The following is a 26085-nucleotide window of genomic DNA, read 5'->3' as shown; positions in this document are numbered from 1 at the left end:
CCATGAGCAACCATGTGATGACGCTGCGTAGCCTGATCCTCCTTGCCGCCACCACTGCGCTGGCGGGATGCAACTTCGCGCCGGGCAATGTCCGGCCGGAGGGGGCGATCCCGCTGACCCTGCCGCAGGGCGGGGCGTATCCGCCGCTGGGGGCCGAACAGGCGGACGTGACCGCGATCGCCTATCGCGATTTCTTCACCGATCCGCGGTTGCAGGCGGTGATCGCCACCGCGCTCGACAATAACCGCGATTATCGCGTCACGGCCGCCAACGTACTGGTCGCCCGTGCGCAATATCGCGTGACCCGCGCCAGTCAGGTGCCGGCGACCGGCGTCAATGGCGGCGTCACCTATACCAACAATCCGTTCGGCGCGTTGGGCGGGGCAGGGGGTGCCACCGGCGGAACCGGGACCGGGACCGGCGGTACGGGTGGAACCGGCGGCGGCGGTACTGGTGCCGGCGTCGGCGGCGTGCCGGCGCAGACGAGCAACCTCGAAATCTATCAGGCGTCGGTCGGCTTTTCGGCGTTCGAACTCGACCTGTTCGGCCGGGTCCGCAACCTGAGTCAGGCCGCGCTGCAGGAATATTTCGCGACCGAGGAAGCACAGCGGGCGGCGCGCATTGCGCTGGTCGGCGAAGTGGCGACGGCTTGGCTGACGATGGCGGCCGATCAGGATCAGTTGCGGCTGTCGCGCGAAACGCTGAACAGTTTCGGGCGGACGCTCGAACTGACGCGTGCGCAGTTTCGCGTCGGCGTCATCTCCGAACTGGAGGTGCAGCAGGCCGAAACCACGTACCAGCAGGCGCGCAACGACATCGCGGCGCTGACCGCACAGATCGCGCAGGACCAGAACGCGATCAACCTGCTCGCCGGCACGACCATCCCCCTCGAACAGCTGCCGACCGAACTGGGCGACCGCGATCCGGTGCTGACCGATCTGCCGACCGGCGTGTCGTCGGCGGTGTTGTTGCGGCGACCCGATGTGTTGCAGGCCGAACGGCGCCTCTATGCGGCCAACGCCAATATCGGCGCGGCGCGTGCGGCGCTGTTTCCGACCATCTCGCTGACGGCGACGCTGGGCACGATCAGCACCGCGCTGGGCGGGCTGTTCGGTGCGGGAACACAGAACTTCTCGATCTCGCCGGCCGCCTCGCTGCCGTTGTTCGATGGCGGGCAGCGGCGCGGCAATGTCGAGGTTGCGCGGGGCCAGCAGCTGGCGGCGGTCGCCACCTATGAAGGAACGCTCCAGACCGCGTTTCGCGAGGTTGCGGATGCGTTGGCGACGCGCGGCACGATCGGCGAGCAATTGTCGGCCCAGACCGCGCGGGCACGGGCGGCGGCGACCGCCGAGCGCCTGTCCGATGCGCGTTATCGGGCAGGAATCGATTCGTTCCTCAACACGCTCGATGCGCAGCGGACCAGCTATGCCGCGCGGCAGACGCTGGTGCAGACGCGCCTTGCCCGGGCGACCAATCTGGTGACCCTGTATCGGACACTGGGCGGTGGGCTGAACTAGGCTCGCCCGCTTGCATCATCGCCCGATCGGCATATGCTCTCCGGCATAACATAAAGGAGAGGAACGATGAATCCGATCGAACCGGGCTATGCTGCCGGCGAAAAGAGCATGGTGATCCTGCAAAGCCTGCTCTGCCTGCTGCGCGAGAAGAACCTGCTGTCGCGCGCCGATATCGAGGAACTGGCGGCCAAGGTCGCGAGTCGCGCGGCCGAGCACGACCGCGACCCGCTGCCGTGTCAGTCCGACGCGGTGGTTGCGGCTGCGAGCGAGATGAATCGGCTGGGCGCGTATATCGGCGGGCGCTATGGCGGAAAGCATCGCCGGATGTGATCCGGCGGATGCCATTGTAATCACTACGTCAGAATTTGCAGCGACAGGCATCCCTCGTAGCCGCCAAGCGTTTTAGCGAGGTCCGGTTGCACCGGGCGAGTGTAATAAGCGGGCGGCAAACGCCCTTGAGAGGTTGTCGTGTCTTTGATCGGACCGGACGAAATGTCCTACTTTGTACGCCGTGCGGAACAGCAGTTGGAATTGGCGCAGCAGGCCGACCATGAGCAGGTTGTGCATGCGCATTACGAACTCGCCAACCTCTACCTCGACAAAGCCTATGCCGATGCTGCTGCGGTCGTGGAGGTCGCTGCGCAGGCGGCCTGAACGGTCGTTGATGGTCGTGTTGTTGGCCGACGGTTGCAGTGGACTGGGCGGCGGCGACGCGGTCCGCCCTGAAGCGTGGGCACCGCCTGATATGTAGTCCGCTTTGACCGCTTGGTGAAGGTTGCTCGGTCTGCGATCGCGCACGAACCATGCTGCAAACACCGTAGCCATTCCGAACACGCGGTGCCTGCCGCAAATTGGGAGCAGCGTCAGGAACGAGGCGGGTGGCGTCGAAGTGCCCGGAACGAGGCGCGGCAGGCTCCCGAGCGAGTGACTTTTACGAAAGTCTCGCGTTCCACCGCCTCCATTCCGACGCCGCAATCCCGGTATCGGCCATGGGCATGGCCGATACCAAAACTTCACTGACCTTGCTGGTTCGACATCGCATCGTCGACCGGGGCATCCGCGGCGTCGTCCGTCGCCTTTTCCTCGCCGCGCGTTGAGCGTGACGTCATGCCCGTCGCCGATGCGTCGTCGAGCACCTGCTGATCGGGCTCGATCGGCGGGGGTGGGGGGAGTTCCTCAGCCGGTGCGACCGCGCTCAGATTCTCCATCACCGGCGGCGCGGCTTCGTAATTTTCCTCGGGCAGAGGCGTCGGCGGTGGCGCTTCCTCATCGAACGCGCTGTTTTCGATCGGTGCCTCGTCGACATTGTCGTTCGAACAGGCTGCCAGCCCGGCCGTCAGCAACAGGCCGCTGCCCGCCAGCAGCATCGCACGCCATCCGCTCTTCATCGCCATCCCCTTATCGTGCCGCCAACTGGCTGGCTTCGGCGCGGGCGGCGATCTTGTTCGCCAGCACGCCGTCCCATTTATACGGATCCTCGCGGAAGCTCATCGTGCCGTTGGGCGTCGCGAACGCGGTCCAATACAGCAGATAGACCTTTACGGGGTCGGCAACGCGCGCGCGTACCGTCTTGCCCGACGCCAGCGTCGTGTCGATCTGCCCGGCCGACCAGTCGGGGGTGGTCCGCAACAACAGCCGCGCCAGATCCTCAGGCTTTTCCAGCCGGACGCAGCCATGGCTGGCCAGCCGGTCGAAATTGGCGAAGCCCGACTGGGCCGGCGTGTCGTGCAGATACACCGCGAACGGATTGTCGAAATCGAACTTGAACCGGCCCAGCGCGCTCCGCTCCGACGCCTGTTGCAGGCGACGCCCGCCGCCTTCGGTTTCGATGACGCGGAACCCGTTGCGCTTCAGATAGCCGGGATTGGCGCGTTCCTTCGGCCACAATTCCTTGTCGGCGATCGACGATGGCACGTTCCATGGCGGATTGAGCACGATCGAATGGATCGTCGAGGTCAGCATCGGCGTCTCGTCGCCCGGTCGCCCGGTCACCGCCTTCATCGACGTCACCGGCTGATCGCCGTCGAACACCGTCAGCACCGCCGCGGCGATGTTGACCTGAATGCGGTTCTTTTCCAGCTCGGTCGGCAGCCAGCGCCACCGTTCCATATTTGCCTTGATCTGCTTGATCCGCTCCCCGACGGGGACGTTCAGCGAAGCGATGGTCTGTGCGCCAACCTGTCCGGCAGGGTTCAGGCCATAGCGGCGTTGCGCCCGGCGGACGGCGTCGAGCAGCGCCGGATCGAAGCTGTCGCCGCTGGCCGACAATTCGGAATCCTCGACTGCCAACCGCTTGCGCAGCGCCGCGACCTGCGGACCACGTCCGCCCATGCGCAGGTCGGAACCGGCGGCAACGATCGGCCAGCCGCCATTCGCGGCGATCTTGCGATAGCGCGCAAGGCCCGCGACCAGCGTGTCATATCCGGCATAGGGCGGCGGCAGCGACGCGACCCACGCCGCCAGCCGGTCCTTCGCCACCGCATCGCGAAACGCGGGCAGCGGGTCATAGGATTGCGGGCGCATCGCCCAGTCCTTCTGGAAATCGGCGGTGTCGAGCCGACCGGCGCGGACCGCATGGGCATGGTCGAGCGCCGCCTGCACCAGCGCCGGTCCGCTCAGCGCACCCAGCAGCGGCTCGCGGTCCTTCAGCCCCTGTGCCACCGCATCGCGCGCGAGCAGCCGGGCAAGCTCGCTCTCCTGCGCGGCGGTCAGTGTCGGCAGCGGCAAGGGCGCAAGAATCGGTTGCACCATCGGCGCGGCCATCGGGACGGTCGGCACGACCGGCGGCGGCAGGACCTGCGCCGAAGCGACGTTCGCGAGCGTCAGGCCCGCGCCGGCGAACAGGGCACGCCGCAGCGCACGGGCGAAACATAGGCGGTGATCGGTAATCGCTTTCATCCCAGACTCTGTTGGTACGGTGGTCGTCCTATACGGATCCCAACCTTCCGCACGATGAACCGTTGCCCCCTGGCGACCTGTTACCACAAGCGGGGAACGGTTTCGAACCCCCATGGGTCAGGAAAGATGCCGTTTGTCCAGTTTCCGGGCAAGCGTCCGGCGATGCATGCCCAGCCGGCGCGCCGCTTCGGAGATATTGAAGCCGGTATCGGCCAGCGTCTGGTGGATATGTTCCCATTCCAGCGTCTTGATCGAGGTCGGCGCGGCGGTCAGGTCGGCTTCGGGATTGCCGTCGACCTTGGCGAAGGCCGCCTCGATTTCGTCGGTATTCGCGGGCTTGGTCAGATAGTTGGTGGCCCCCAGCTTGATCGCCTCGACCGCCGTCGCGATGCTGGCAAATCCGGTCAGCACGACGATCCGCATGGTCGAGTCGATCGCCGACAGCGCGGAGACGCAGGCTAGGCCCGATGCGCCGCCCAGCCGCAGATCGACGACCGCATATTCGGGTTCGAAGCCGCGCGCGACATCGTCCAGCCGGTCGGGGCCGCCGATCACCTCCACCGCATAGCCGCGCCGTTCGAACGAGCGACACAGCGTGCGGGCAAACGTCGCATCGTCCTCGACGATCAGCAGGCGACGGTCGGTCATTTCGTCTTCTCCAGCGCCAGCGACTCGATCGGCAGGATCAGCGTTGTCTCCGCACCGCCGCTATCACGGTTCACCGCCTCGATCGTTCCGCCGAGCGGCCGCAGCACGTTGGTCGCGAGATAGAGGCCAAGGCCGGCCCCCTGCCGATCCTTGCTGGTATTATAGGGCTTGCCGAGGCTGGAAAGAATACGGTCGGCGAAGCCGTTGCCGTCGTCGCGCACCGTCAGCCGGAGCATCGCGCCGTCGCGCAGCGCGACCAGCGCGATATTGCGGCCGCCGGCCTCGACCGCATTGTCGAGCAGGTTGGTCAGCGCCTGTGCCAGCGCACGATCGGCAACGATCGGCACGTCTGGTCCCAGTCGGTCGTCGAACGCAGCGCGGGCGGGATCGGTGCCGCGCCAGCGGTCGAGCGTGGCGGTCAGGAAGGTGCGGAGCGTGGTTCGGGTCGGGGCCTCGCCCTTCACCTCACCCGCCGCGAACAGGATGCCCGACACGATCTCCTTGCAGCGCGCGACTTCGGATCGCATGTCGTCGACCTCGGCAGCGAAACGCGGGTCGCGGCGCACCGCCGGTTCGTTCTTCCAGTCGCCCAGCAGCACCGAGATCGACGATAGCGGCGTGCCCAGCTCATGGGCCGCGCCACTCGCCAGCAGGCCCATGCGGACGATATGCTCCTCCTCGACCGCACGCTGGTGGAGTTGCGCGACCTTGGTATCGCGGTTGCGCAGATTGGCGGCGATCCGCGTCACGAACGCGACCAGCAGCGTCGCCGCCAGCACGAAATTGATCCAGTTGCCGAGCAGGAACGCATCGGACAGACTGCTCGCATAGGTCGGCGGAAGTTGCAGCGGACGGTGGAACGGTCCCATCAGCGCAAAGGCGACGCTGGTGATCGCGACCAGTGCCCAACTCGACCAGACGTTGAGCAGGATCGCGCCGATGACCACCTGCAACAGGTAGAGCGACACGAACGGGTTGCGTGCCCCGCCCGACAGATAGAGTTGTGCGGTCAGCGCGGCGACATCCAACAGCAGTGCGGCGAACAGCGGCAGGTTCGTGTCGCTCCACCGCGACCGGCGTGCGAGGGTCAGCAGGTTGAGCAGCACCAGCGCCGCGAGGACGCCCGCCATCGGCACCAGCGGCAGATGGATGCCCAGCAACCCGTCGACAACGAGGATCGTCGCCAACTGCCCACCGACCGCCAGCCAGCGCAGCTGAACCAGCAGCAGCATGTTGCGTCCGACACCCTCGGCGGGCGGCACATAGGGAGTCGGGGCGGCGGCGGGCTGCATCGGGCGCATGTTACGCCCGTTTGTTCGGCCGCGCGACAAACCACGTCATGCCCGCCAGCAGTGCGGCGAGACCGAACCAGGTCAGCGCATATACCAGATGGCTGTTGCGGAAATTGACCACCGTCAGGCCGCCGCGCGGCCAAGGCGCGCCCGGTGTCGCGGCGGCATCGATGAAATAGGGAGCGACGCCGGACAGGCCGCGTCTGGTCGCGATCGCGGCGACGTCGCGCGAATGCCATCGGTCGGTGGCGGGATCGTTGCTGCGCAGGAAGCCGCCGCCCGGTTCGGTGACGCGCAACAATCCCGTGACGGTGACGGTGCCCGCGGGTGGCGAAACCTTGCCGCGCTGATCTGGCGGCACAAAGCCGCGGTTGATCAGAACGGTGAAGCGCCCGGTATCGAGCGGGGTGAGAACCCAGAAGCCACTGCCGAGGGCGGTCGCAGCCTGCGTATAGGTGTCTGCCTTGGCGCGATAGCGACCGGTAACGGTGACCGGCCGGTAAACGTCGTCGGTGCCGATCGTGCCCCATGCCGATGGCGGCGGGGTGGGGATGGGGGGGGAGCGCAGCATCGTCTCGGTCCGCTGGATCAGGTCCAGTTTCCACGTCCGACGCTGCAACTGCCACACCCCCAGCGCGAGGAGGCCGGCGATGACGCATCCGATCAGGATTCCGATCAGGATGCGCCGCATGCCCCCCGCTCGGGTCACATCCCGCTCATTTCCCCGGACATCTGCGGCATCATGTTCAGGTTCATGTGGTACATCACCCACAACGACCCCGACAGCACGATGACGACGAGGATGGCGGTGAAGATCAGCGCCATCAGCGTCCAGCCATTCTCCGACTTCGTGTTCATGTGCAGGAAATAGATCATGTGCACGACGATCTGCACGATCGCACTGATCATGACGATGCCGGCGGTGATTCGGGTATCGGCGAAGGCGTTGGTCATGACAAGCGCGAACGGGATCGCAGTCAGCACCACCGACAGCAGGAAACCGGTGATATATTCGCGGCGCGAGCCGTGGGCGGGCGCATCGCCATGGCCGCCATGACCATGCGCGTCGTGATGAGCGTGGCCGGCCATTACAGCACTCCCAGCAGATAGACGAAGGTGAAGACGCCGATCCAGACGACGTCGAGGAAGTGCCAGAACAGCGACAGGCACATCAGGCGGCGCATATTGGCGGCCCCCAGCCCGAACTTGGCGACCTGCACCATCAGCGTCACCAGCCAGACGATGCCGAAGGTGACGTGCAGGCCGTGCGTGCCGACCAGCGTGAAGAAGCTGGACAGGAACGCGCTGCGCTGCGGACCGGCGCCTTCGTGGATCAAGTGGCTGAACTCGTAGAGTTCGATGCCGAGGAAGCACAGTCCGAACACGCCGGTGATGGCAAGCCAGCGCAGCGTCGCTGCCTTCTTGCCCTCTTCGGCGGCGATCATCGCGAAGCCATAGGTGATCGACGAGAACAGCAGCATCGCGGTGTTGAGCGCGACGAGCGGCAGGTCGAACAGCTCCTTGGCGTCCGGGCCACCCGCGGTGCTGCCCGAATAGACGCCATAGGAGGCGAAGAGCATGGCGAAGATGAGACAATCGCTCATCAGGTAGAGCCAGAAGCCGAGCATCGTGCTCGACCCGGCTTCATGCTCATGCTCCTCCGCCAGATGGAAGGCGCGTTCGGACGCGCCTGCGGGGACTTGAACCGACGAACCCATATTCCTTACGCCCCCGCGGCCTGGAGGTCGGCGGTACGCCGGCGCTCCGTCTCGATGACTTCCTCGACCGGAATGTGGAAGTCGCGCTTGTAGTTGAAGGTGTGGAAGATGGCGACGCCGATCACCGCGACGAACGACAGTGCCGCCAGCCACCAGATGTACCAGACCATCGCCAGACCGAAGACCGTCGACAGGCCCGCCAGCACGATGCCGGCCCAGGTGTTGCTCGGCATGTGGATCGGCTGGAAGCCGTCGGTCGGCCGGGCATATTTGTGGCTCTTCATGTCGTACCATGCGTCCATGTCGTGGACGACCGGCGTGAACGCGAAGTTATAGTCCGGTGGCGGCGACGAGGTCGCCCATTCGAGGCTGCGTCCGTTCCAAGGATCGCCGGTGAAGTCGCGCAGCTTTTCGCGGTTCATGATGCTGACGGCGATCTGGATCAGGAAGGCGGCGATGCCAACCGCGATGATCGCGGCACCCACGGCGGCGATGACGAACCAGATCTGCAGGCTCGGATCGTCGAAGTGGCGCAGGCGGCGGGTGATACCCATCAGGCCCAGCACATAGAGCGGGGTGAAGGCGACCCAGAAGCCGACGAACCAGCACCAGAAGCTGACCAGACCCCATTTCTTGTCGAGCTTGAAGCCGAACGCCTTGGGGAACCAGTAGTTGATGCCCGCGAACATCCCGAACACCACGCCGCCGATGATGACGTTGTGGAAGTGAGCGACGAGGAACAGCGAGTTGTGCAGTACGAAGTCGGCGGGCGGCACCGCGAGCAACACGCCGGTCATGCCACCGATGGTGAAGGTCAGCATGAAGGCGATCGCCCACAGCATCGGCAGTTCGTAGCGGATACGACCGCGATACATGGTGAACAGCCAGTTGAAGATCTTCGCGCCCGTCGGGATCGAGATGATCATCGTGGTGATGCCGAAGAACGAGTTGACGCTCGCCCCCGACCCCATGGTGAAGAAGTGGTGCAACCACACGAGATACGACAGGATGGTGATGACCAGCAGCGCGTAGACCATCGACGTATAGCCGAACAGCCGCTTGCCAGAGAAGGTCGACACGATTTCCGAGAACACGCCGAACGCCGGCAGGATCAGGATGTAGACTTCCGGGTGGCCCCAGATCCAGATCATGTTCACGTACATCATCGGGTTGCCGCCCAACGTGTTGGTGAAAAAGTTGGTGCCGACATAGCGGTCGAGCGACAGCAGCGCGAGCACGGCGGTCAGCACCGGGAAGGCCGCGACGATCAGGATGTTGGTGACCAGCGCCGACCAGGTAAAGATCGGCATCTTCATCAAGCCCATGCCCGGCGCGCGCATCTTGACGATGGTCGCGATCAGGTTGACGCCCGACAACAAGGTCCCGACGCCCGCCAACTGGAGCGCCCAGATATAATAGTCGACGCCGACGTCCGGCGAGTAATCGAGGCCCGACAGCGGCGCGAACGCCAGCCAGCCGGTGCGGGCGAATTCGCCGACGAACAGGCTGGCCATGACGATCACGACACCTGAGGCGGTCATCCAGAAGCTGAAATTGTTCAGGAACGGGAACGACACGTCGCGCGCGCCGATCTGGAGCGGGACGATGTAGTTCATCAGACCCGTCACCAGCGGCATCGCCACGAAGAAGATCATGATGACGCCGTGCGCGGTGAACACCTGGTCATAGTGATGGGCGTTCAGAAACCCTTCGTTCTGGCCGAAGGCGATCGCCTGCTGGCTGCGCATCATGATCGCGTCGGCGAAACCTCGCAGCAGCATGACGATGCCGAGGATCATGTACATGATCCCGATCCGCTTGTGATCGACCGTCGTGAACCACTCTTTCCAGAGATAGCCCCACAGCTTGAAATAGGTCAGCGCGCCGAGCACCGCCGCGCCGCCGATGGCGACCGCCGCGAAGGTCATGACGATGATCGGTTCGTGGATCGGGAAGCTTTCGATCGTCAGGCGACCGAAGATCAGCTTGGTAAGGGTATCGGACATGATGTTTCTCAGCCTTGCGCCGAAGCGCGGCGGCCCGGGATCGCCAGCGGTGCGATGCGGGTCATGTTACGGTTGTTGGCGCTGCCCGGCTTGTTGCTGCCGGGCGCGGCCTTCGATCCTTCGGGCGCGTCGCCGCTGCTGTGCGGGCTGACGCCATAGTCGGACGGGGCTTTTTCGAGGGCGCCCTTGGTGTCCTCGCCCTGCGGCGGCAGACGATTGTTGGTCGGGCCGCCCAGCGCGCCGTCGTGACCGCCATGCTGCATGCTTTCGGTCATGCACGGCGTGCCGGGCTTCACGCACATCTGGACGATGCGGGTGAACAGGCCCTGTTCAACGCCGCCAAAGCCCATCGGCGCGACCTTCTCGCTCGGTCGTTCCAATACCAGATAGCGGCCGGTGTCGAGGCGGTTGGGCATCGCCTTCACGCCTGCGACGAAACGATCGAAGCCGGCCTGGTCGGTGCTGGTGGTTTTGAAGTTCATATAGGAGAAGCCGGCACCGCTATAATGCGCCGACATGCCGTCATAGGTCCCCGCCTTGTTCATCACCGCGTGCAGCTTCGTTTCCATGCCGGGCATGGTGTAGATCATGCCGGCCATCGCAGGCACGTAGAAGGTGTTCATCACCGATGACGACGACAGGCGGAACCGGACCTGTCGGTCGACCGGCAGGACCAGCCGGTTGACGGTCGCAATGCCCTGTTCGGGATAGATAAACAGCCACTTCCAGTCGAGCGAGACGACCTGGATCTCCAGTGGCTGCTGATCTTCCGGTACCGGCTTGCCGGCCGAAATCTGGCCAATCGGCCGATACGGATCGAGCAGGTGGGTGCTGATCCACGTCAGTGCGCCGAGCGCGATGACGATCAGCAGCGGCCCCGACCAGATAATCAGCTCCAGACCGGTCGAATGGTCCCAATCGGGTTTGTACGTCGCCTTTTCGTTGGTCGCGCGATATTTCCACGCGAACCAGACGGTCAATGCCATCACCGGAATGATGATCAGCAGCATCAGCCCGACCGATATCATCAGGACGTCGGCTTGCTGTCGCGCGACGTCGCCGGCGGGATTGAGCACGACCATGTTGCAGCCGCCGACCAGCGGCAGGGCCGCGAGGGGCAGGAGCGAGCGCAGTGGCCGATGCCACGGAATCGAGCGGGGCAGGATCATGGGGGCGACCTATGCCGAGCGATGCTGCACTGCGATAGGACATTTTGTCCTATCCCCGCGTTTGGTGCATTGCGATAACGGGCGAGCAGTCAGTCTTACCGCGCCTTCGTCCGCGCAACGTTTGGAGTCCCTATGGCCGAGGCCTTCGTCCATTCCCAAGAAATCGAGGCCGATGCCCGGGCCGTCAACGCGTCCCCGAACGGCGAGGCGCAGATCAGCGTCCAGTCCGAAGAGATCGCGATCGGCGTCATCATCGGGCGTACGTCGGAATTTTTCGACTTCTTCGTGTATGCGATCGCATCGGTCATCGTGTTCCCGCAGCTGGTCTTTCCGTTCGTCGATCGGCTGACCGGCACGCTGTATTCGTTCGCGCTGTTCCCGCTGGCGTTTTTCGCCCGTCCGTTCGGTACGCTGTTGTTCATGTGGGTCGACCGCCGGCATGGTCGCGGCACGAAGCTGACCATGGCGCTGTTCCTGCTCGGCACCGCGACCGTGGCGATGGGCTTCCTGCCCGGCTATGCCGCGGTCGGCGTGTGGTCGGCGATCCTGCTGTCGGCACTGCGCATCCTGCAGGGTATCGCGCTCGGCGGGGCATGGGACGGCCTTGCGTCGCTCCTCGCGCTCAACGTGCCGCAGGACCGGCGCGGCTGGTATGCGATGATCCCGCAGCTGGGCGCGCCGCTCGGCCTGATGGTCGCCAGCGCGCTGTTCGCGTTCTTCACCGCCTATATGAGCGCCGAGGATTTCATCAGCTGGGGCTGGCGCTATCCGTTCTTCGTCGCGTTCGCGCTGAACGTCGTCGCGCTGTTCGCCCGGCTGCGCATCGTCGTTACGCCGGAATATACCGCGCTATTCGAGAATCGCGAATTGAAGGCGTCGCCGGTGCTGCCGACGGTGGCGCGCGAATGGAAGACGATCGTGATCGGCGCGCTGGTGCCGTTGGCCAGCTTTGCGCTGTTCCACATGGTCACCGTGTTTCCGCTGTCGTGGATCCTGCTGTTCACCGAACAGGAGATCGCGCGCTTCCTGTGGATCGAGACCGCCTGCGCCGTCTTCTTCATCTTCGCGATCATCATTTCCGGCGTGCTGGCCGACCATATCGGTCGCCGGACGCTGCTGGGCATCGGCGCGGTCGCGATCGCGCTGTTCTCCGGACTTGCACCGTTGCTGCTGAACGGTGGCGATGCCGGCGAAATCGCGTTCATGATCACCGGCTTCATCCTGCTGGGTCTGTCGTTCGGCCAGTCGTCGGGCACGGTCGCGGCGAACTTCGCCAAAGATTCGCGCTACACCGGCGCGGCGCTGACCTCGGACCTTGCATGGCTGTTCGGTGCCGGTTTCGCGCCGCTGGTCGCGCTGGCGCTGGCCGACAAGCTGGGGCTGATCGCGTCGGGCCTGTACCTGTTGTCGGGTGCGGTGGGTACGCTGGCGGCGCTGGCGCTGAACAAGGAACTGGCGCGCAGGCTCGACTGACCGCCATGCTGCGCTGGATGGTGGCGGCGCTTGCGATGGTGGCGGGATATCCCGTCGCGGCGCAGGATGCCGCCACGATCGTTTCGGGCGAGGCGGCGTTGGCGCAGGATGCCGCCGAGGTCGCGCGTCTTCGTGGCATCGACCCGGCGGCCGCACTGATCCTGCTGCGCAAGCAGGTCGCCAGCATCGCCGCGACCGACTGGATCGAAGGCCGCTATCGCGATCGGCTCACCGGCGTCGCGATCGAGCCGGATGGCGCGGTATCGGTGCTGCTGACCGGCAATCGACCGGTCGCGGATGGCGAGGTCCGGGCGGGCGATCTGGTCGTTCCGGTCCGCTTTCGGATCGGGGCGAAATCGACCCGGGTAGAACTGCTCGACGCCCTCAACCGGCATCAGGCGGCGATCCGTGCGATGCTGACGCGCCCGCCGGCGATCGGCGTCGATGCCCGACAGGGAGCGCTGCTGGTCCAGATCGGTACAGCCGATGCTGCCGGCGATGTCACAGCATTGCGGCGTCGGATCGCCGACCTGACCGGCGTGCCGATTCGGATCGCGACGACCGGGCGGCCCGACCTCGACCTTACCGGGGAAGTCATTGGTGGCTCGCGGCTGATCGGGCCGGACCCGGTCACCGGTCGCCGCTATTATTGCACGACCGGCTTCGTCGTCACCGATGGCGCACAGACCGGCATCGTCACCGCCGCGCATTGCCCCAATCAACTCGACCATATCGGCCCCGACCGATCGGTCACGCCGACGACGTTCGTCGGACAATGGGGCTGGGGCTTTCACGACGTACAGGTCAACGCGACGCCGCAGGCGGCCCGCCCGCTGTTCTTTGCCGACGCGGCCCGGACGCAGATCCGGACGGTCGAGGGACAGCGCAGTCGTGCCGCCACGCGGGTCGGCGATATCGTGTGCCACCGGGGCGAGAATAGCGGCTATAGCTGTGCCGAGGTGATGATGGTCGATTTCGCGCCATCGGGCGATCTGTGCGGTGGGCCGTGCCTGCCGACCTGGGTCGCCGTTGCCGGGTCGGGATGTCGTGGTGGCGACAGCGGGGGGCCAGTGTTTCTGGGCGGCATCGCGATCGGGCTGTTGAAGGGCGCGAGCTATCGGCCCGACCGGTCGTGCGTGTTCTATTATTATATGTCGCTCGACTATCTGCCCGAGGGCTGGCGGTTGCTGGTTGGGCCGCCGATCGTGCCGCCGAACTGACTTCACATCGTGTCCGCCGCTCCCCACGTCGGGGTGGATGACCGCTGCCATTCCCGCCGCCACGCTGATCGTCCTTCGCGACCGATTCAATGGCCCGCCCGATATCCTGATGGTCGAACGTGCGGCGACGATGGCGTTTGCCGGCGGGGCACTGGTGTTTCCGGGTGGCCGGATCGACGCCGGCGACCATGCGTTGGCACTGGCGATGGGGGATGGCGATCTGGCACCGCGACTGGCCGCGATCCGCGAAACGATCGAGGAGGCAGGGATCGCGATCGGTATCGTCGGCGATGTCGAGTCGATGCGGGTCGCGTTGGCGAGGGGTGCCGCGATTGCCGACCTGGGGCCGGTCGATCCGACCCTGCTGGTGCCCTATGCGCGGTGGCGGCCGACGCACGTACCGGTTCGGGTGTTCGACACGCATTTCTTTCTGGCGCGCTTGCCGGACCATGCCCCGGACGCGCGCGTCGATGCGACCGAGAATAGCCGCGTGCTGTGGACGACGGCGGCGGCTGCCCTGGCGGCGGCGGACAGGGGAGAGGCGACCCTGTTGTTTCCGACGCGGCGGGTGCTGGAGCGGCTGGCCGAACATGGCGATGTCGATGCGGCCTTCGCATCGGCGGCGCGCTGGTCGGTGCGGACCATCATGCCATGGGTCGAAACCCGTACCGATGGTGACTGGATCTGCATTCCCGACGATCTCGGCTATCCGGTTACCGCCGAACGGGCATCGCGCGCGGTGCGGGGGTGAAGGCGCTGTCGGCAGGCATCCGTGCGCTGGTGTGGTTCGCGATCCTCGCCGCGATCGCCTTCGCCCTATACGCCTTTGCGCGCAGCCGGCCGCAGGACGTGCCATGGACGCCGCTCGACCTGTCGCAGCCGATCGGCATGTTCACGCGCGGCAAGATCGGGGAACTGCGCGGCGACTTTGCCGGCTGTCGGGCGCTGCTCGATGCGGCGGGGGTCCGCTATACCGTACTGCCGCCGCGTGAGGGATCGGCACAATGTGGCTATGACGACGCCGTGCGGATGCGCGGCGGCGGATCGCGCACCATCGCCATCACGCCCGATGTCGGTGTCTCGTGCCGGGTGGCGACCGCCATGGCGCTATGGGAATGGCAGGTCGTACAGCCGGCCGCCCGGAAGCATTTCGGATCGCCGGTCGCCCGGATCCAGAATTTCGGCAGCTATAATTGCCGGCGGCTCTATGGCCGCGACACCGGCGCGTTCAGCGAGCATGCGACGGCGAATGCGCTGGATATCGCCGCCTTCGTGCTGGGCGATGGTCGCCGGATCAGTGTCGTCGGCGACTGGACGGCGGGGGAGGGGCGCGACGACGCGGCGAAGGCGGCGTTCCTGCGCGAGGTTCGCGACGGGGCGTGCGGCGTGTTTTCGACGGCGTTGTCCCCCGATTACAACGCCGCCCATCGCGACCATTTCCACTTCGATCAGGCGGCACGCGGGTTCGGCGGCGCGTGCCGCTGAACCCGCCGGTCGATCAATGCATCGGCGCGCCGGCTTCGACCTTTTCGACCCATGCCGGATAGAATGCGGGCGGCCGCAGCGACCAGCCCGATGCGGTCGCTGCCGCTTCGCTGAGCGACTGCAACAGCTTGCGCCGTAGTTCGGGATGCAGATGCGGCAGCGCCGCCGATGCGCAGAAGGCGGCGGGCAGCCACGGCCGCGCCTCGGCACCGACCAGCCGTTCGTACAGGAAGCGATAGGCGCCGAACGTCGTCAGCCGTCCCTGACCCAGATCGAAGGCGGTAACCATGAGCAGTGGCGTCATGAACGGCTCGGTCGCATCGAGGCCGCTGTCTTCGGGGATGCAGGCACGGATATCGGGAAGGCGGTCGTAGATGCGGGCCTGGGCGCGGATGCTGGCGGCTTCCACGACGTCGCGCGACCAGCGCCGCATCGCGTCGTCCCGGTCGAGACCGATGTCGAGCGAGCGACGGATGTACCGCTGCGTCGCCGACGAAAACGTCGCGAATTCCTTCATTTCGGCCAGCGTCATCGCCCCTTCGGCTGGTCTGCGTGCAATCGCCATCATCAACTCCCCGCCCAAATAGCCAACGACCGGATGTTACGCGGAAACGGTTAACAGCTTACTGAACGAACATGTCGCAACCCGGTCGACGACACATCCGATCATGCCGGGTGCTGCATTGCAACATCCTTGTCATGCGGTTCGTCGCATCGGCGCGAACCCGACGAAGCGTTGAAATGGTAAAGGGCGGAGCAGGAAAGTGGCGGCCGGATCGGTTCATCTGCCAGTCATCGCCGCCGCAACACGCTTCGTCCGAATTGGTTCCCGATCGGCGGGCCATGGGGTTTCCGTGGCCATCAAACCCTGCTTCATGCCGCTCACGACATTCGTTGGGCCGTGGGGATCAGATGAATTTTGGTGCTTTGGCAGCGCGTTTTGCGCTGGTGGCTTCGTGCGCCCTGGCGATGGTAGCCCCGGCGCAGGCCCGGTTCTGGCAATGCGCCCCCTATGCCCGCGAAATCTCCGGCGTCGAAATCTTCGGCAACGCCCATACGTGGTGGGGTCAGGCGGCCGGCAAGTACGAACGCGGCCATGCGCCGAAGGAAGGCGCGGTACTGTCGTTCGCAGCAACGTCGAAGATGCGCTTAGGTCATGTCGCCATGGTGTCGAAGGTCGTCAGCGACCGCGAAGTGTTGCTCACCCACGCCAACTGGTCGCAGCGCGGCGGCATCGAACGCGACGTCCGCGCGATCGATGTGTCGGCAGCGGGCGACTGGAGCGAAGTGAAGGTATGGTTCGGTCCACTCGGCGGGCTCGGCACCTCTGCCTATCCTGCCAATGGCTTCATCTATGCCGGCCACGCACCTGTCCCCGCCGAATTCGCGGCGCCGATGGAAATCGCCAAGGTCGATCCGCCGGCCCCGACCGGTGGAGCGAGCATCCAGCCGCAGCACGCCCGGCAGGTCGTCGCGCTCAACGACTGATGGCTTCCACCGAACTGCTGCACGGCCCGCCGTACCGACCGGTATTGCGGGCCGTGCGCCGTTTCAGGCCGGGCGGAAGGTCATCGCCACGCCGTTCATGCAATAGCGTTTGCCGGTCGGCCTGGGGCCGTCGTCGAACACATGGCCGAGATGTCCGCCGCAGCGTGCGCACCGCACTTCGATCCGGGTCATCAGCATCGAGCGATCGGTCGCGGTCGCCACCGCGCCGTTCAGCGGTGCGTAGAAGCTGGGCCAGCCGGTCCCGCTTTCGAACTTGGTCATCGACGCGAACAATGGATGGCCGCACCCGACGCAGGCGAACTGTCCCTTGCGCTTCTCGCCGTTCAGCGGGCTGCTATAGGGGCGCTCGGTCCCTTCCTGGCGCAATACATTATATTGTGCGGGTGTCAGACGGGCCTTCCACTGCGCATCGGTCAGCTTGAACGGAAAACCGGGCGCGGCCTCGCTTGTCTCGGGCGCGCAACCGATCAGGGCGGCAAGTCCCGATAATCCGGTCAGTTCCAGCAGGCGGCGGCGATCGATCGACATGAAAATTCCTTTCGAAAGACCGATGTGGGTGGCCGCGCCGGAGCCGACAACGGCGCGTGTACGCTTCCCGACCGAACCGGCAGCAGCCGGGAATTTGCACGTCACGCTACATGCATTGGTGTGAAGCCGCCGTCTTGGCCTTGTAGTGGCCGCAATTTGGGGCCATTTGGCGCTTTATGCCTTTTTCGACGTTGCCCGAACCGTTAGCCGCGGCGCTTTCCGCGCGCGGCTATGAATCCCCGACCGCCGTGCAGGCGGCCGTCCTTACCCCCGAAGCCGAGGGACGCGACCTGCTCGTGTCCGCCCAGACCGGATCGGGCAAGACCGTTGCCTTCGGCCTTGCCATGGCGCGCGACCTGCTCGACGCCGACGACAAGATGCCGCGCGCCGGCGCGCCGCTCGCGCTGGCCATCGCTCCGACCCGCGAACTCGCGTTGCAGGTCGCGCGCGAACTGCAGTGGCTATATGGCGAGAACGGCGCGCGCATCGTGTCGTGCGTCGGCGGCATGGACGCGGCGCGCGAACGCCGCAACCTGAGCCACGGCACGCACATCGTGGTGGGGACGCCGGGCCGGCTGCGCGATCATATCGAACGCGGGGCGCTCGACCTGTCGAGCCTGAAGGTCGCGATCCTCGATGAAGCCGACGAGATGCTCGACATGGGCTTTCGCGAGGATCTCGAAGGGATTTTGGACCGTACGCCCGCCGAACGCCGCACGATGCTGTTCTCGGCGACGCTGGCCAAGCCGATCGTCGCGCTGGCCAAGCGGTACCAGAAGGACGCGTTCCGCATCGACACGCGCGAGGCGGAGCGGGGCCATGGCGACATCAGCTATCAGGCGATGACCGTCGCCCCGAACGATATCGAGAATGCGGTCGTCAACCTGCTGCGCCTGCACGAACCGGACACCGCGTTCCTGTTCTGCGCGACGCGTGAGGCGGTGCGGCACCTGCACGCCAATCTGGTCGAGCGCGGTTTCGACGCGGTGGCGCTGTCGGGTGAGCATTCGCAGTCGGAGCGCAATCACGCGTTGCAGGCACTGCGCGACCGCCGCGCCCGCGTCTGCGTCGCGACCGACGTCGCCGCGCGCGGGATCGATCTGCCGTCGCTGAGCCTCGTCGTCCACGTCGAACTGCCGCGCGATGCCGAGGCGTTGCAGCACCGGTCGGGTCGGACCGGTCGTGCGGGCAAGAAGGGGATTGCTGCGCTGATCGTGCCGTTCCAGCGTCGTCGCCGGGTCGAAGGGCTGTTGCGCGATGCGAAGATCAACGCCGAATGGATCGGCGTGCCGACGCCCGAACAGATCCATGCCGCCGATCGCGAGCGCCTGCTCGCCAAGCTGGCGGAGCCGGTCGAATTCGACGAGGCCGATGTCGAGCTGGGTGCGCGGTTGCTGACCGAGAAGTCGCCCGAGGATATTGCGGCGTTGCTGGTTCGCGCCTATCGCGCCAAGCTGCCCGCGCCCGAGGAATTGTCGGCAGCCGGTGCACCCGAACGGCGGGAGCGTCCGGAAGGGCCGCGTCCGGGCTTCGAGGATACGGTGTGGTTCCGCATGAATGTCGGCCGCCGTCACAATGCCGATCCGCGCTGGTTGTTGCCGCTGCTGTGCCGCCGCGGTCACATTACCAAAAGCGAGATCGGTGCGATCCGCATCGGCAACGACGAGTCGGCGTTCGAAATTCCCAAGGCGATCGCCGGCAAGTTCGTCGCATCGGTCAAGCGCACCGCGACGCCCGATGACGATCTGATGTTCGAACAGATGGCCGGCCCGCCCGCCGCGCCGCAGCGGCGCACGAACAGCGCACCGCCGCGGCATTCGGCAAAACCGTATCGGCCGGGCGCGCGGCGCGGGTGATCTTGTTTTCACGCGAAGGCGCGAAGACGCGAAGGTAAGGGCAGAAGGTTGGATTTCGCGCGAAGGCGCGGAGTCGCAGAGGGGGTTGCGTGGTGGACGGCGGATGGTTGTCCGGCACAGCCTTTCGATATCGCTGCAACTATAGATGACAGCCGCTGGCGCGGCAGGACGTCGCCGCGATCGCAACCTATCTGCGATTCCGCGCCTCTGCGCGAAATCCAACCTTCGCGCTTCTTCTCCGCGTCTTCGCGCCTTCGCGCCTTCGCGTGAACCAATCCCTTCTTCTACCCGAGCGCGAACCTCAAACCGTTGCACCCTCCGCCCAAAAAGCGTATGGCGCGCCGGTTCGACGAGCACAGACTCGCGAGGGCCGGGTGCTTGCGCGCCCTTTCCGCATAGCCGGGGCAAGCCTTTCGTGACGACGGGGTCGCCGAATGCCGCGTGTCGTATTCGGCGCGCGCGGCAATCCCGGTCAAAGACCGCCGGAGACAACCGGCCGGCCGGAAATCAGTACGTTCAGGAACCAAGATTTATATGGCCAGCATGGCAAATCCCACCCGTGACGATTTCGCGTCGATGCTCGACGACATGTTCGGCGCCTCGGAAAGCTTCGAGGGCCGCGTTGTCATCGGCACCGTCACCGGGATCGAAAACGACCTCGCCGTCATCGACGTCGGCCTGAAGTCCGAAGGCCGCGTGCCGCTGCGCGAATTCGCTGCGCCGGGTCAGAAGGCCGATCTGAAGGTTGGTGACGAAGTCGAAGTCTATGTCGACCGCGTAGAGAATTCGAACGGCGAAGCGATGCTGAGCCGCGACCGCGCCCGTCGCGAAGCCGCGTGGGACAAGCTGGAAACCGAATTCGCCAAGACCGCCCGCGTCGAGGGCGTCATCTTCGGTCGCGTCAAGGGCGGCTTCACGGTCGACCTGTCGGGCGCCGTTGCGTTCCTGCCGGGTTCGCAGGTCGATATCCGTCCGGTGCGCGACGTCACCCCGCTGATGGACATTCCGCAGCCGTTCCAGATCCTGAAGATGGACCGCAAGCGCGGCAACATCGTCGTGTCGCGTCGCGCCGTGCTGGAAGAAACCCGCGCCGAGCAGCGTTCGGGCCTGATCCAGAGCCTGGCCGAAGGTCAGGTCATCGACGGCGTTGTCAAGAACATCACCGATTACGGTGCGTTCGTCGACCTCGGCGGTATCGACGGCCTGCTGCACGTCACCGACCTGTCGTACAAGCGCGTTGGTCACCCGTCGGAAGTCCTGAACATCGGCGACACCGTCAAGGTTCAGATCATCCGCATCAACCGCGACACGCAGCGCATCTCGCTCGGCATGAAGCAGCTTGAGAGCGATCCGTGGGATGGCGCCGGTGCCAAGTATCCGGTCGGCGCGAAGCTGTCGGGCCGCGTCACGAACATCACCGAATATGGTGCGTTCGTCGAACTGGAGCCGGGCATCGAAGGTCTGGTCCACGTGTCGGAAATGAGCTGGACCAAGAAGAACGTCCATCCGGGCAAGATCGTGTCGACCAGCCAGGAAGTCGATGTGATCGTTCTCGAAGTCGATCAGGACAAGCGCCGCATCTCGCTGGGCCTCAAGCAGGCGCAGGCCAATCCGTGGGAGAAGTTCGCGGAGGATCACCCCGTCGGCTCGACCGTCGAGGGCGAAGTCAAGAACGCGACCGAATTCGGCCTGTTCATTGGTCTGGACGGCGACGTCGACGGCATGGTCCACATGTCGGACATCGCATGGGGCATTTCGGGCGAAGACGCGCTGAACCTGCATCGCAAGGGCGAGACGGTTCAGGCCGTCGTGCTGGCGATCGAGCCGGACAAGGAGCGTATCTCGCTCGGCATGAAGCAGCTTGAGCGTGGCGGCCCGGTCGCGGCGCAGGCGGGCGACCGTCTGAACAAGAGTGCGATCGTGACCGTGACCGTGCTCGAAGTCCGCGATGCGGGCCTCGAAGTGCAGCAGGGCGACGATGGCGCGACCGGCTTCATCAAGCGCACCGATCTCGGCCGCGACCGCGACGAACAGCGTCCGGAGCGTTTCCAGGTCGGCCAGAAGTTTGACGCGATGGTCACCGGCTTCGATCGTTCGAAGAAGCCGACCTTCTCGATCAAGGCGATGCAGATCGCCGAAGAGAAGCAGGCCGTTGCGCAGTACGGTTCGTCGGACTCGGGTGCGTCGCTCGGCGACATCCTCGGCGAAGCGTTGAAGGCTCGGGGCGAGCAGAAGTAAGCTTCGCCTTCCTTTGCAGGACGATCGACGGGGTGCTCCAAACTGGAGCGCCCCGTTTTTCGTTCATTCGAAAGGCGGATTGTCGCCGCAAATAAATTCAGGGTAGGCGTTCGTTGCCCAGCCGAGATAATTTTGGCGTAGATATCTGGATTGCCGAGGAAAAGATGATCCGATCCGAACTGGTTCAAAAGGTTGCGCAGGATAATCCGACACTGCCACTGCGCGATGTGGAACGGATCGTCTCGATCTTTTTCGACACCATTACCGAACGGCTCCATGCCGGTGGGCGCGTCGAACTGCGCGGCTTCGGTGCCTTTTCGACCCGTGCCCGCGAAGCCCGCACCGGCCGCAATCCGCGCACCGGCGAAGCGGTCGAAGTCGATGCGAAACGCGTGCCCTATTTCAAGCCGGGCAAGGAAATGCGCGCGCGGCTGAACGTCTGATCATGCGTGTCACGGCGGGACGGGGACAGGGCTGATTTAGCGCTTCCGCCGACCGCTGCGGCGGCGCATGGCGGGTCCGACATTGTCGAGGTTCGCCGGATGAACGTTCGTATCGTATCGCCCCTGATCCTGCTGCTTGCCGCCGCGCCGCTGCCGGCGCAGGAGCGCACCGCGCCGTTCGTGATCGAGCAGACCGGTGTCGGCTATGCCACGATCGATGCCGCGGTGACGGCGGTGCGCGATGACACCGCGACGATCCTGATCGCGCCGGGCACCTATCGCGACTGCACCGTCCAGACCGGCGGCGACATCACCTATCGTGCCCGCGTACCGGGCACCGTCATCTTCGATGGCGGCGCGTGCGAGGGAAAGGCGACGTTCGTCCTGCGCGGACGGCGGTCGACGGTCGACGGCATCATCTTTCGTGGCATCCGCGTACCCGATGGCAATGGCGCAGGCATCCGGACCGAAATCGGCGACCTGACAGTCACCAACTCAACCTTTCTCGACAGTCAGGAAGGGATTCTCGGCGGCAATCCCGAGGGGCAGCAGCGCATCACGATCGACCGCTCGACCTTTGCCGGGCTGGGGCAATGCGACGAGACGGTCGATTGCTCGCATTCGGTCTATCTTAGCAACAACGGCTCGATCACGATCCGGCGGTCGCGCTTCGAACGCGGCACCGGCGGCCATTACGTCAAGATTCGCGCGCCCCGCATCGAGATCGTCGATTCGAGCTTCGATGATAGCCGCGGCACCAAGACCAATTACATGATCGACCTGCCCGAAGGCGCGACCGGGCTGATCGCGCGCAACACCTTCGTACAGGGCAAGGCGAAGGAGAATTGGACCGGCTTCATCGTCGTGGGGGCGGAAAAGCGGACATTTCCGGCCAATGGGCTGCGCGTCGAGGAGAATGACGCGCGACTGGCCCCGGGCATGACCAAGAGCCCGGCGTTCGTCGCCGACTATACCGGCGACGGCGTCGCCATCGGCGTGAATCGCCTGGGACCGGGGGTGCGCAAGTTCGAACGGCGGTGACAGCCAGCAACGTCACCCAAATGGTGCAGTGCTTTCGCCTCGACATCGGTCTGATAGCCAGTAGGCGTATCGCATGCGTATACATTCTCTTCTCGCTCCGTTGCTCCTCCTGACCATACCGGTTGCGGCTTCCTCCAAATCGCCGCCGGCCCATTCGTTGAACGCGCTGTCCGACTGGCTCACCGGTGCGGGCAAGAGGAACGCGGACGCGCCGGCGCTGCATCGGCCGCTGTCTCGACGCGAAGCGAAGACGGCGATCGATTTGATCGCGGCTGCCCGGACGCGGGAAGTGGCCGCGTCGGCAAAGTCGGCGATGGACACGAAGGCGATCACGATCGGCGACCGGACGCTGCGCTGGGAAAGCCGGTCGTTCGGCAACGCGCCGTTCGGCAAACGCAGCCTGTGGATATCGATGCACGGCGGCGGCAACGCGCCACCGGCGGTCAACGATCAGCAGTGGCGCAACCAGATCACCCTGTATCAACCGGCGGAGGGCATCTATCTCGCGCCGCGGGCACCGACCGATACGTGGAATTTGTGGCATGAGCCGCAGATCGACCCGCTGTTCCAGCAACTGATCGATGCGCAGGTCGCGATCAACGGAGTCGATCCCGATCGCGTCTATTTGATGGGCTATTCGGCGGGCGGCGATGGCGTGTGGCAATTGGCACCGCGCATGGCCGATCGTTTCGCGGCGGCGGCGATGATGGCGGGGCATCCGAACGAGGCGGGGGTCGCGTCGCTCCGCAACCTGCCGTTCGCGATCTTCATGGGTGGCGCGGACAGTGCCTATGATCGCAACCGAATCGCTGCCGAGCGCGGGGCGGAGCTGGAGCGGCTCCACGCCGCCGATCCGGGCGGTTATGTATCGATGACGCGCATCTATCCGGGACTGCCTCACTGGATGAACCGGAAGGATGCGGAGGCGCTGCCCTGGATGGCGCAGTTCACCCGCAATCCGTGGCCGAACCGGATCGTGTGGGTGCAGGACGATGTCACGCACGACCGCTTCTACTGGCTTCGCATTCCCAATGCGGCGGCGGCGAAGGCAGGCGACCGGATCGAGGCCGTGGTAAAGGGGCAGACGATCACGCTGACCGGCAGCGTCCCTGCCGGAACGGTCGTCCGCCTGTCCGACCGGCTGTTGAATCTCGACCAGCGGGTGCGGATCGTCGTCAATGGTCGCGAAGTGTTCGACGGCAGGGTGCAACGGACGGCGGCGGCGATCGTCCAGTCGTTGCAGGATCGGCTCGATCCGTCGTCGGCAGCGACGGCGTCGGTGACGCTGCCCTGATCGAACCATCCGTCCGGCATCGTCCCCGACGGATGGTCCTCCGATGCCGGACGATTACCGGCAGGTCGTTCCCTCGCCCGGATCGAGGTCGAGGCAACGGCCGTCGATCTCGTTCTTCGCCACCGGCAGGCGGATCGTCGCGGCCAGCGTCGGCAGGATGTCGACGGTCTCGACGCCGAACGGCTCCTCGAACCCGCCCTGACCCTTTCGCCAGAACAGGATCGGCACACGGCGGTCATAGTCCCAGAAGCTGCCATGCGTCGCGACGGAGGTGCCGGCGACCGGGTGCGGGATGGTCAGCACGCGCGGCTTCATCGCGACCAGGAGATCGCCCGAGCGCGCCGGATAATAGGATGCGCGGGCCCGTTCGATCAGCGACCATGTTTCGGGCGGCGTGTTCGGCACCGTCGTCGCGAGGATCTGCGCGCGGGTGAACACCGCCTGCGTTTGCGGATGGGCGGCGAACATGGCGATCGCCTCGCGTTCGACCGCAGCCTTCTGCGCCGCCGTCAGCTTGATGTCGTACCAGACATCGCCATTCACTCCGCCGAACAGCACCGGACCGGCGATCTTCAGCTTCTCGCCGATCGCCTTGCCGATGCGTTCGACGGTGAAGTCACCGTCGAGGCGCACCGCGTCGGGTACGGCGTGATGTGCCAGCCGCTCGCTGGCGTCGCTGCCGCCATGATCGGCGGTCAGCACGACCTGATAGTCGAAGCCGGTCGCATCGAGCACGCGGAAAAATTCGCCGAGGCTCTGGTCGAGCGAGGTCAGTTGCAGGCACATCTCGCTGCCCTCGGTGCCATAGCCATGGCCGACATAGTCGGTGGCCGACGCGCCGATCGAGATGATGTCGGTCTGCGGACCCTGACCCAGTTTCATATCCTGGATCAGCCCGGCGGCAAGTGCCAGCACCGCCGCGTCATATTCGGGCGACCGACGGAAATTGGCGACGTCGCCCGCCGCGCGTTCGAACCGGCCGGTGCCGACGGTCTTGTCGCCGACCCGTACCGCGCGGGCCAGCGGCTGGCAGAAGGTGGGCAGCGTCATCGCCGGCTGTGCGGTCGCGATCCGCGTGGCGACGGCGGCGTTGGCGCGGGCCACGACTGGCGGCATCGCCCGGCCGGCATAGCTGACGAAGCCGTCCTTGCCGAACCACCAGAGTTCGTCGACCTTGTGGCCGCCCATCATCACCGCCGCGCGGTCCTTGCCCGCGACCGACACGACGCGGGTCCGCGGATCGGCCGCCTTCATGCGTTCGCCGAGCGTCGGCACCATCAGGTGCGCGTCGGACACCGTGTAGTTGTCGAAGGTCGACCCGGGGACGCGTTCGTCTTCCGCGCAATAGACCTTGAACCCCGGACGGGTGTTGCTGCGCTGGTCGATCCAGTCATTGGCGATGATGCCGGTGCGCGACGGACGCGATCCGGTGAGGATCGTCGAATGGCCGGGGCAGGTCTCGGTCGCGGCATGGCTCTGATATCCCGACGGGAATACCACCCCCTGCAGCAACCGGGCGAAACCGCCGGTGAACCGACCGCGATATTCGGCGAACAGATCGGCCGAGAATTGATCGACCGAGATCGCGACGATCAGCTTGGGCGGGGTCGCCGGATAGGTCGGCGGGGCCGGATCGGCGGCGGCAGGCGCGGCGGTCTGCGCCAGCGCGGGGGTAGCGGTTGCCAGCAACAGCGCGGCAAGGGAAACGAGGCGCATCGGGTACTCCGCGGACGGTGCATCCGTCCTGGAA

General features: G+C 65.5%; 25 protein-coding genes. 13 read left to right on the top strand and 12 right to left on the bottom strand.

Translation table 11 applies throughout. The features are described from left to right. The first annotated feature begins 2 nt into the window (after window positions 1–2). The 3 genes from ASE90_RS04095 to ASE90_RS20255 all read left to right on the top strand — a co-directional run bounded on the left by ASE90_RS04095 (window position 3) and on the right by ASE90_RS20255 (window position 2171). Window positions 3–1517: an efflux transporter outer membrane subunit gene (locus ASE90_RS04095; RefSeq protein WP_235531640.1), complete on the top strand. Its 1515-nt coding sequence runs from the start codon at window positions 3–5 to the stop codon at window positions 1515–1517. Between the two features lie 66 nt (window positions 1518–1583). Next, a complete protein-coding gene (locus tag ASE90_RS04090; protein ID WP_055996250.1) occupies window positions 1584–1847 on the top strand; it encodes a hypothetical protein in 264 nt (87 codons plus the stop codon). Between the two features lie 162 nt (window positions 1848–2009). Continuing rightward, window positions 2010–2171, top strand: coding sequence for a hypothetical protein (locus ASE90_RS20255; RefSeq protein WP_200910772.1), 162 nt, complete (start codon window positions 2010–2012; stop codon window positions 2169–2171). A gap of 359 nt (window positions 2172–2530) precedes the next feature. On the opposite strand, the gene ASE90_RS04080 is transcribed toward ASE90_RS20255, so the two are convergent. The 9 genes from ASE90_RS04080 to cyoA form a co-directional block, all read right to left on the bottom strand. Beyond that, a complete protein-coding gene (locus tag ASE90_RS04080) occupies window positions 2531–2905 on the bottom strand; it encodes a hypothetical protein (RefSeq protein ID WP_200910771.1) in 375 nt (124 codons plus the stop codon). Between the two features lie 10 nt (window positions 2906–2915). Then, window positions 2916–4415: a L,D-transpeptidase family protein gene (locus ASE90_RS04075; protein ID WP_082438706.1), complete on the bottom strand. Its 1500-nt coding sequence runs from the start codon at window positions 4413–4415 to the stop codon at window positions 2916–2918. A gap of 117 nt (window positions 4416–4532) precedes the next feature. Continuing rightward, complete coding sequence (locus tag ASE90_RS04070) at window positions 4533–5063, bottom strand: response regulator transcription factor (RefSeq protein ID WP_055996241.1); 531 nt, start codon at window positions 5061–5063, stop codon at window positions 4533–4535. Further along, window positions 5060–6364, bottom strand: coding sequence for an ATP-binding protein (locus tag ASE90_RS04065; RefSeq protein WP_321163767.1), 1305 nt, complete (start codon window positions 6362–6364; stop codon window positions 5060–5062). The genes ASE90_RS04070 and ASE90_RS04065 overlap by 4 nt, the downstream gene beginning before the upstream one ends. Window position 6365: 1 nt before the next feature. Continuing rightward, on the bottom strand, window positions 6366–7046 hold the full coding sequence (locus tag ASE90_RS04060) for an SURF1 family protein (protein WP_156361402.1): 681 nt from the start codon (window positions 7044–7046) through the stop codon (window positions 6366–6368). Between the two features lie 14 nt (window positions 7047–7060). Then, window positions 7061–7444 carry a cytochrome o ubiquinol oxidase subunit IV gene (gene cyoD / locus ASE90_RS04055; RefSeq protein WP_055996234.1) on the bottom strand — a complete coding sequence of 128 codons (384 nt, stop codon included), beginning with the start codon at window positions 7442–7444 and terminating at the stop codon, window positions 7061–7063. Then, the gene (gene cyoC / locus ASE90_RS04050; RefSeq protein ID WP_055996231.1) at window positions 7444–8073 is read right to left on the bottom strand and encodes a cytochrome o ubiquinol oxidase subunit III; all 630 of its coding nucleotides are present in this window, start codon (window positions 8071–8073) and stop codon (window positions 7444–7446) included. Before cyoC ends, cyoD begins: the two co-directional genes overlap by 1 nt. Window positions 8074–8078: 5 nt before the next feature. Next, a complete protein-coding gene (gene cyoB, locus ASE90_RS04045) occupies window positions 8079–10079 on the bottom strand; it encodes a cytochrome o ubiquinol oxidase subunit I (protein WP_055996228.1) in 2001 nt (666 codons plus the stop codon). A gap of 8 nt (window positions 10080–10087) precedes the next feature. Then, window positions 10088–11248 carry a ubiquinol oxidase subunit II gene (gene cyoA / locus ASE90_RS04040; protein ID WP_200910770.1) on the bottom strand — a complete coding sequence of 387 codons (1161 nt, stop codon included), beginning with the start codon at window positions 11246–11248 and terminating at the stop codon, window positions 10088–10090. 132 nt (window positions 11249–11380) lie between these two features. Between cyoA and ASE90_RS04035 the strand changes: the two genes are divergently transcribed. From ASE90_RS04035 to ASE90_RS04020, 4 genes are read left to right on the top strand one after another with little or no spacing between them, the layout of a single operon-like run. Beyond that, window positions 11381–12721: an MFS transporter gene (locus ASE90_RS04035; RefSeq protein WP_055996226.1), complete on the top strand. Its 1341-nt coding sequence runs from the start codon at window positions 11381–11383 to the stop codon at window positions 12719–12721. 5 nt (window positions 12722–12726) lie between these two features. Beyond that, window positions 12727–13941: a S1 family peptidase gene (locus ASE90_RS04030; RefSeq protein ID WP_235531639.1), complete on the top strand. Its 1215-nt coding sequence runs from the start codon at window positions 12727–12729 to the stop codon at window positions 13939–13941. Between the two features lie 37 nt (window positions 13942–13978). Beyond that, window positions 13979–14692, top strand: coding sequence for an NUDIX hydrolase (locus ASE90_RS04025; RefSeq protein ID WP_055996223.1), 714 nt, complete (start codon window positions 13979–13981; stop codon window positions 14690–14692). Next, window positions 14689–15426: an extensin family protein gene (locus ASE90_RS04020; RefSeq protein ID WP_055996220.1), complete on the top strand. Its 738-nt coding sequence runs from the start codon at window positions 14689–14691 to the stop codon at window positions 15424–15426. The genes ASE90_RS04025 and ASE90_RS04020 overlap by 4 nt, the downstream gene beginning before the upstream one ends. A 13-nt stretch (window positions 15427–15439) precedes the next feature. On the opposite strand, the gene ASE90_RS04015 is transcribed toward ASE90_RS04020, so the two are convergent. Then, window positions 15440–15991 carry a hypothetical protein gene (locus ASE90_RS04015; RefSeq protein ID WP_055997247.1) on the bottom strand — a complete coding sequence of 184 codons (552 nt, stop codon included), beginning with the start codon at window positions 15989–15991 and terminating at the stop codon, window positions 15440–15442. Between the two features lie 347 nt (window positions 15992–16338). On the opposite strand from ASE90_RS04015, the gene ASE90_RS04010 reads away from it, so the two are divergent. Further along, entirely contained in the window at window positions 16339–16914 is a 576-nt protein-coding gene (locus ASE90_RS04010) for a CHAP domain-containing protein (RefSeq protein WP_055996217.1), read from the top strand. Between the two features lie 63 nt (window positions 16915–16977). Here ASE90_RS04010 and msrB read toward each other — a convergent pair whose 3' ends face one another. Further along, window positions 16978–17463, bottom strand: coding sequence for a peptide-methionine (R)-S-oxide reductase MsrB (msrB, locus tag ASE90_RS04005; protein WP_055996214.1), 486 nt, complete (start codon window positions 17461–17463; stop codon window positions 16978–16980). A gap of 176 nt (window positions 17464–17639) precedes the next feature. Here msrB and ASE90_RS04000 point away from each other — a divergent pair, with 176 nt between their 5' ends. The 5 genes from ASE90_RS04000 (at window position 17640) to ASE90_RS03980 (ending at window position 24335) form a co-directional block, all read left to right on the top strand. Continuing rightward, a complete protein-coding gene (locus tag ASE90_RS04000) occupies window positions 17640–19319 on the top strand; it encodes a DEAD/DEAH box helicase (RefSeq protein WP_055996211.1) in 1680 nt (559 codons plus the stop codon). A 534-nt stretch (window positions 19320–19853) separates the two neighbouring features. After that, a complete protein-coding gene (gene rpsA, locus ASE90_RS03995) occupies window positions 19854–21557 on the top strand; it encodes a 30S ribosomal protein S1 (RefSeq protein WP_055996208.1) in 1704 nt (567 codons plus the stop codon). Window positions 21558–21721: 164 nt separating this feature from the next. Then, window positions 21722–22000 carry an integration host factor subunit beta gene (locus ASE90_RS03990; RefSeq protein WP_055996205.1) on the top strand — a complete coding sequence of 93 codons (279 nt, stop codon included), beginning with the start codon at window positions 21722–21724 and terminating at the stop codon, window positions 21998–22000. Between the two features lie 99 nt (window positions 22001–22099). Beyond that, entirely contained in the window at window positions 22100–23041 is a 942-nt protein-coding gene (locus ASE90_RS03985; RefSeq protein WP_055996202.1) for a right-handed parallel beta-helix repeat-containing protein, read from the top strand. A 157-nt stretch (window positions 23042–23198) separates the two neighbouring features. Further along, window positions 23199–24335 carry a dienelactone hydrolase family protein gene (locus tag ASE90_RS03980; protein WP_055996199.1) on the top strand — a complete coding sequence of 379 codons (1137 nt, stop codon included), beginning with the start codon at window positions 23199–23201 and terminating at the stop codon, window positions 24333–24335. 54 nt (window positions 24336–24389) lie between these two features. Here the strand turns inward: ASE90_RS03980 and ASE90_RS03975 are convergent, their stop codons facing one another. Further along, entirely contained in the window at window positions 24390–26051 is a 1662-nt protein-coding gene (locus ASE90_RS03975) for an alkaline phosphatase family protein (protein ID WP_055996196.1), read from the bottom strand. Between the last annotated feature and the right edge of the window lie 34 nt (window positions 26052–26085).

This window comes from Sphingomonas sp. Leaf67 (assembly GCF_001421965.1).
GTDB lineage: Bacteria > Pseudomonadota > Alphaproteobacteria > Sphingomonadales > Sphingomonadaceae > Sphingomonas.
This window is presented reverse-complemented; position numbering and strand designations above follow the sequence as displayed.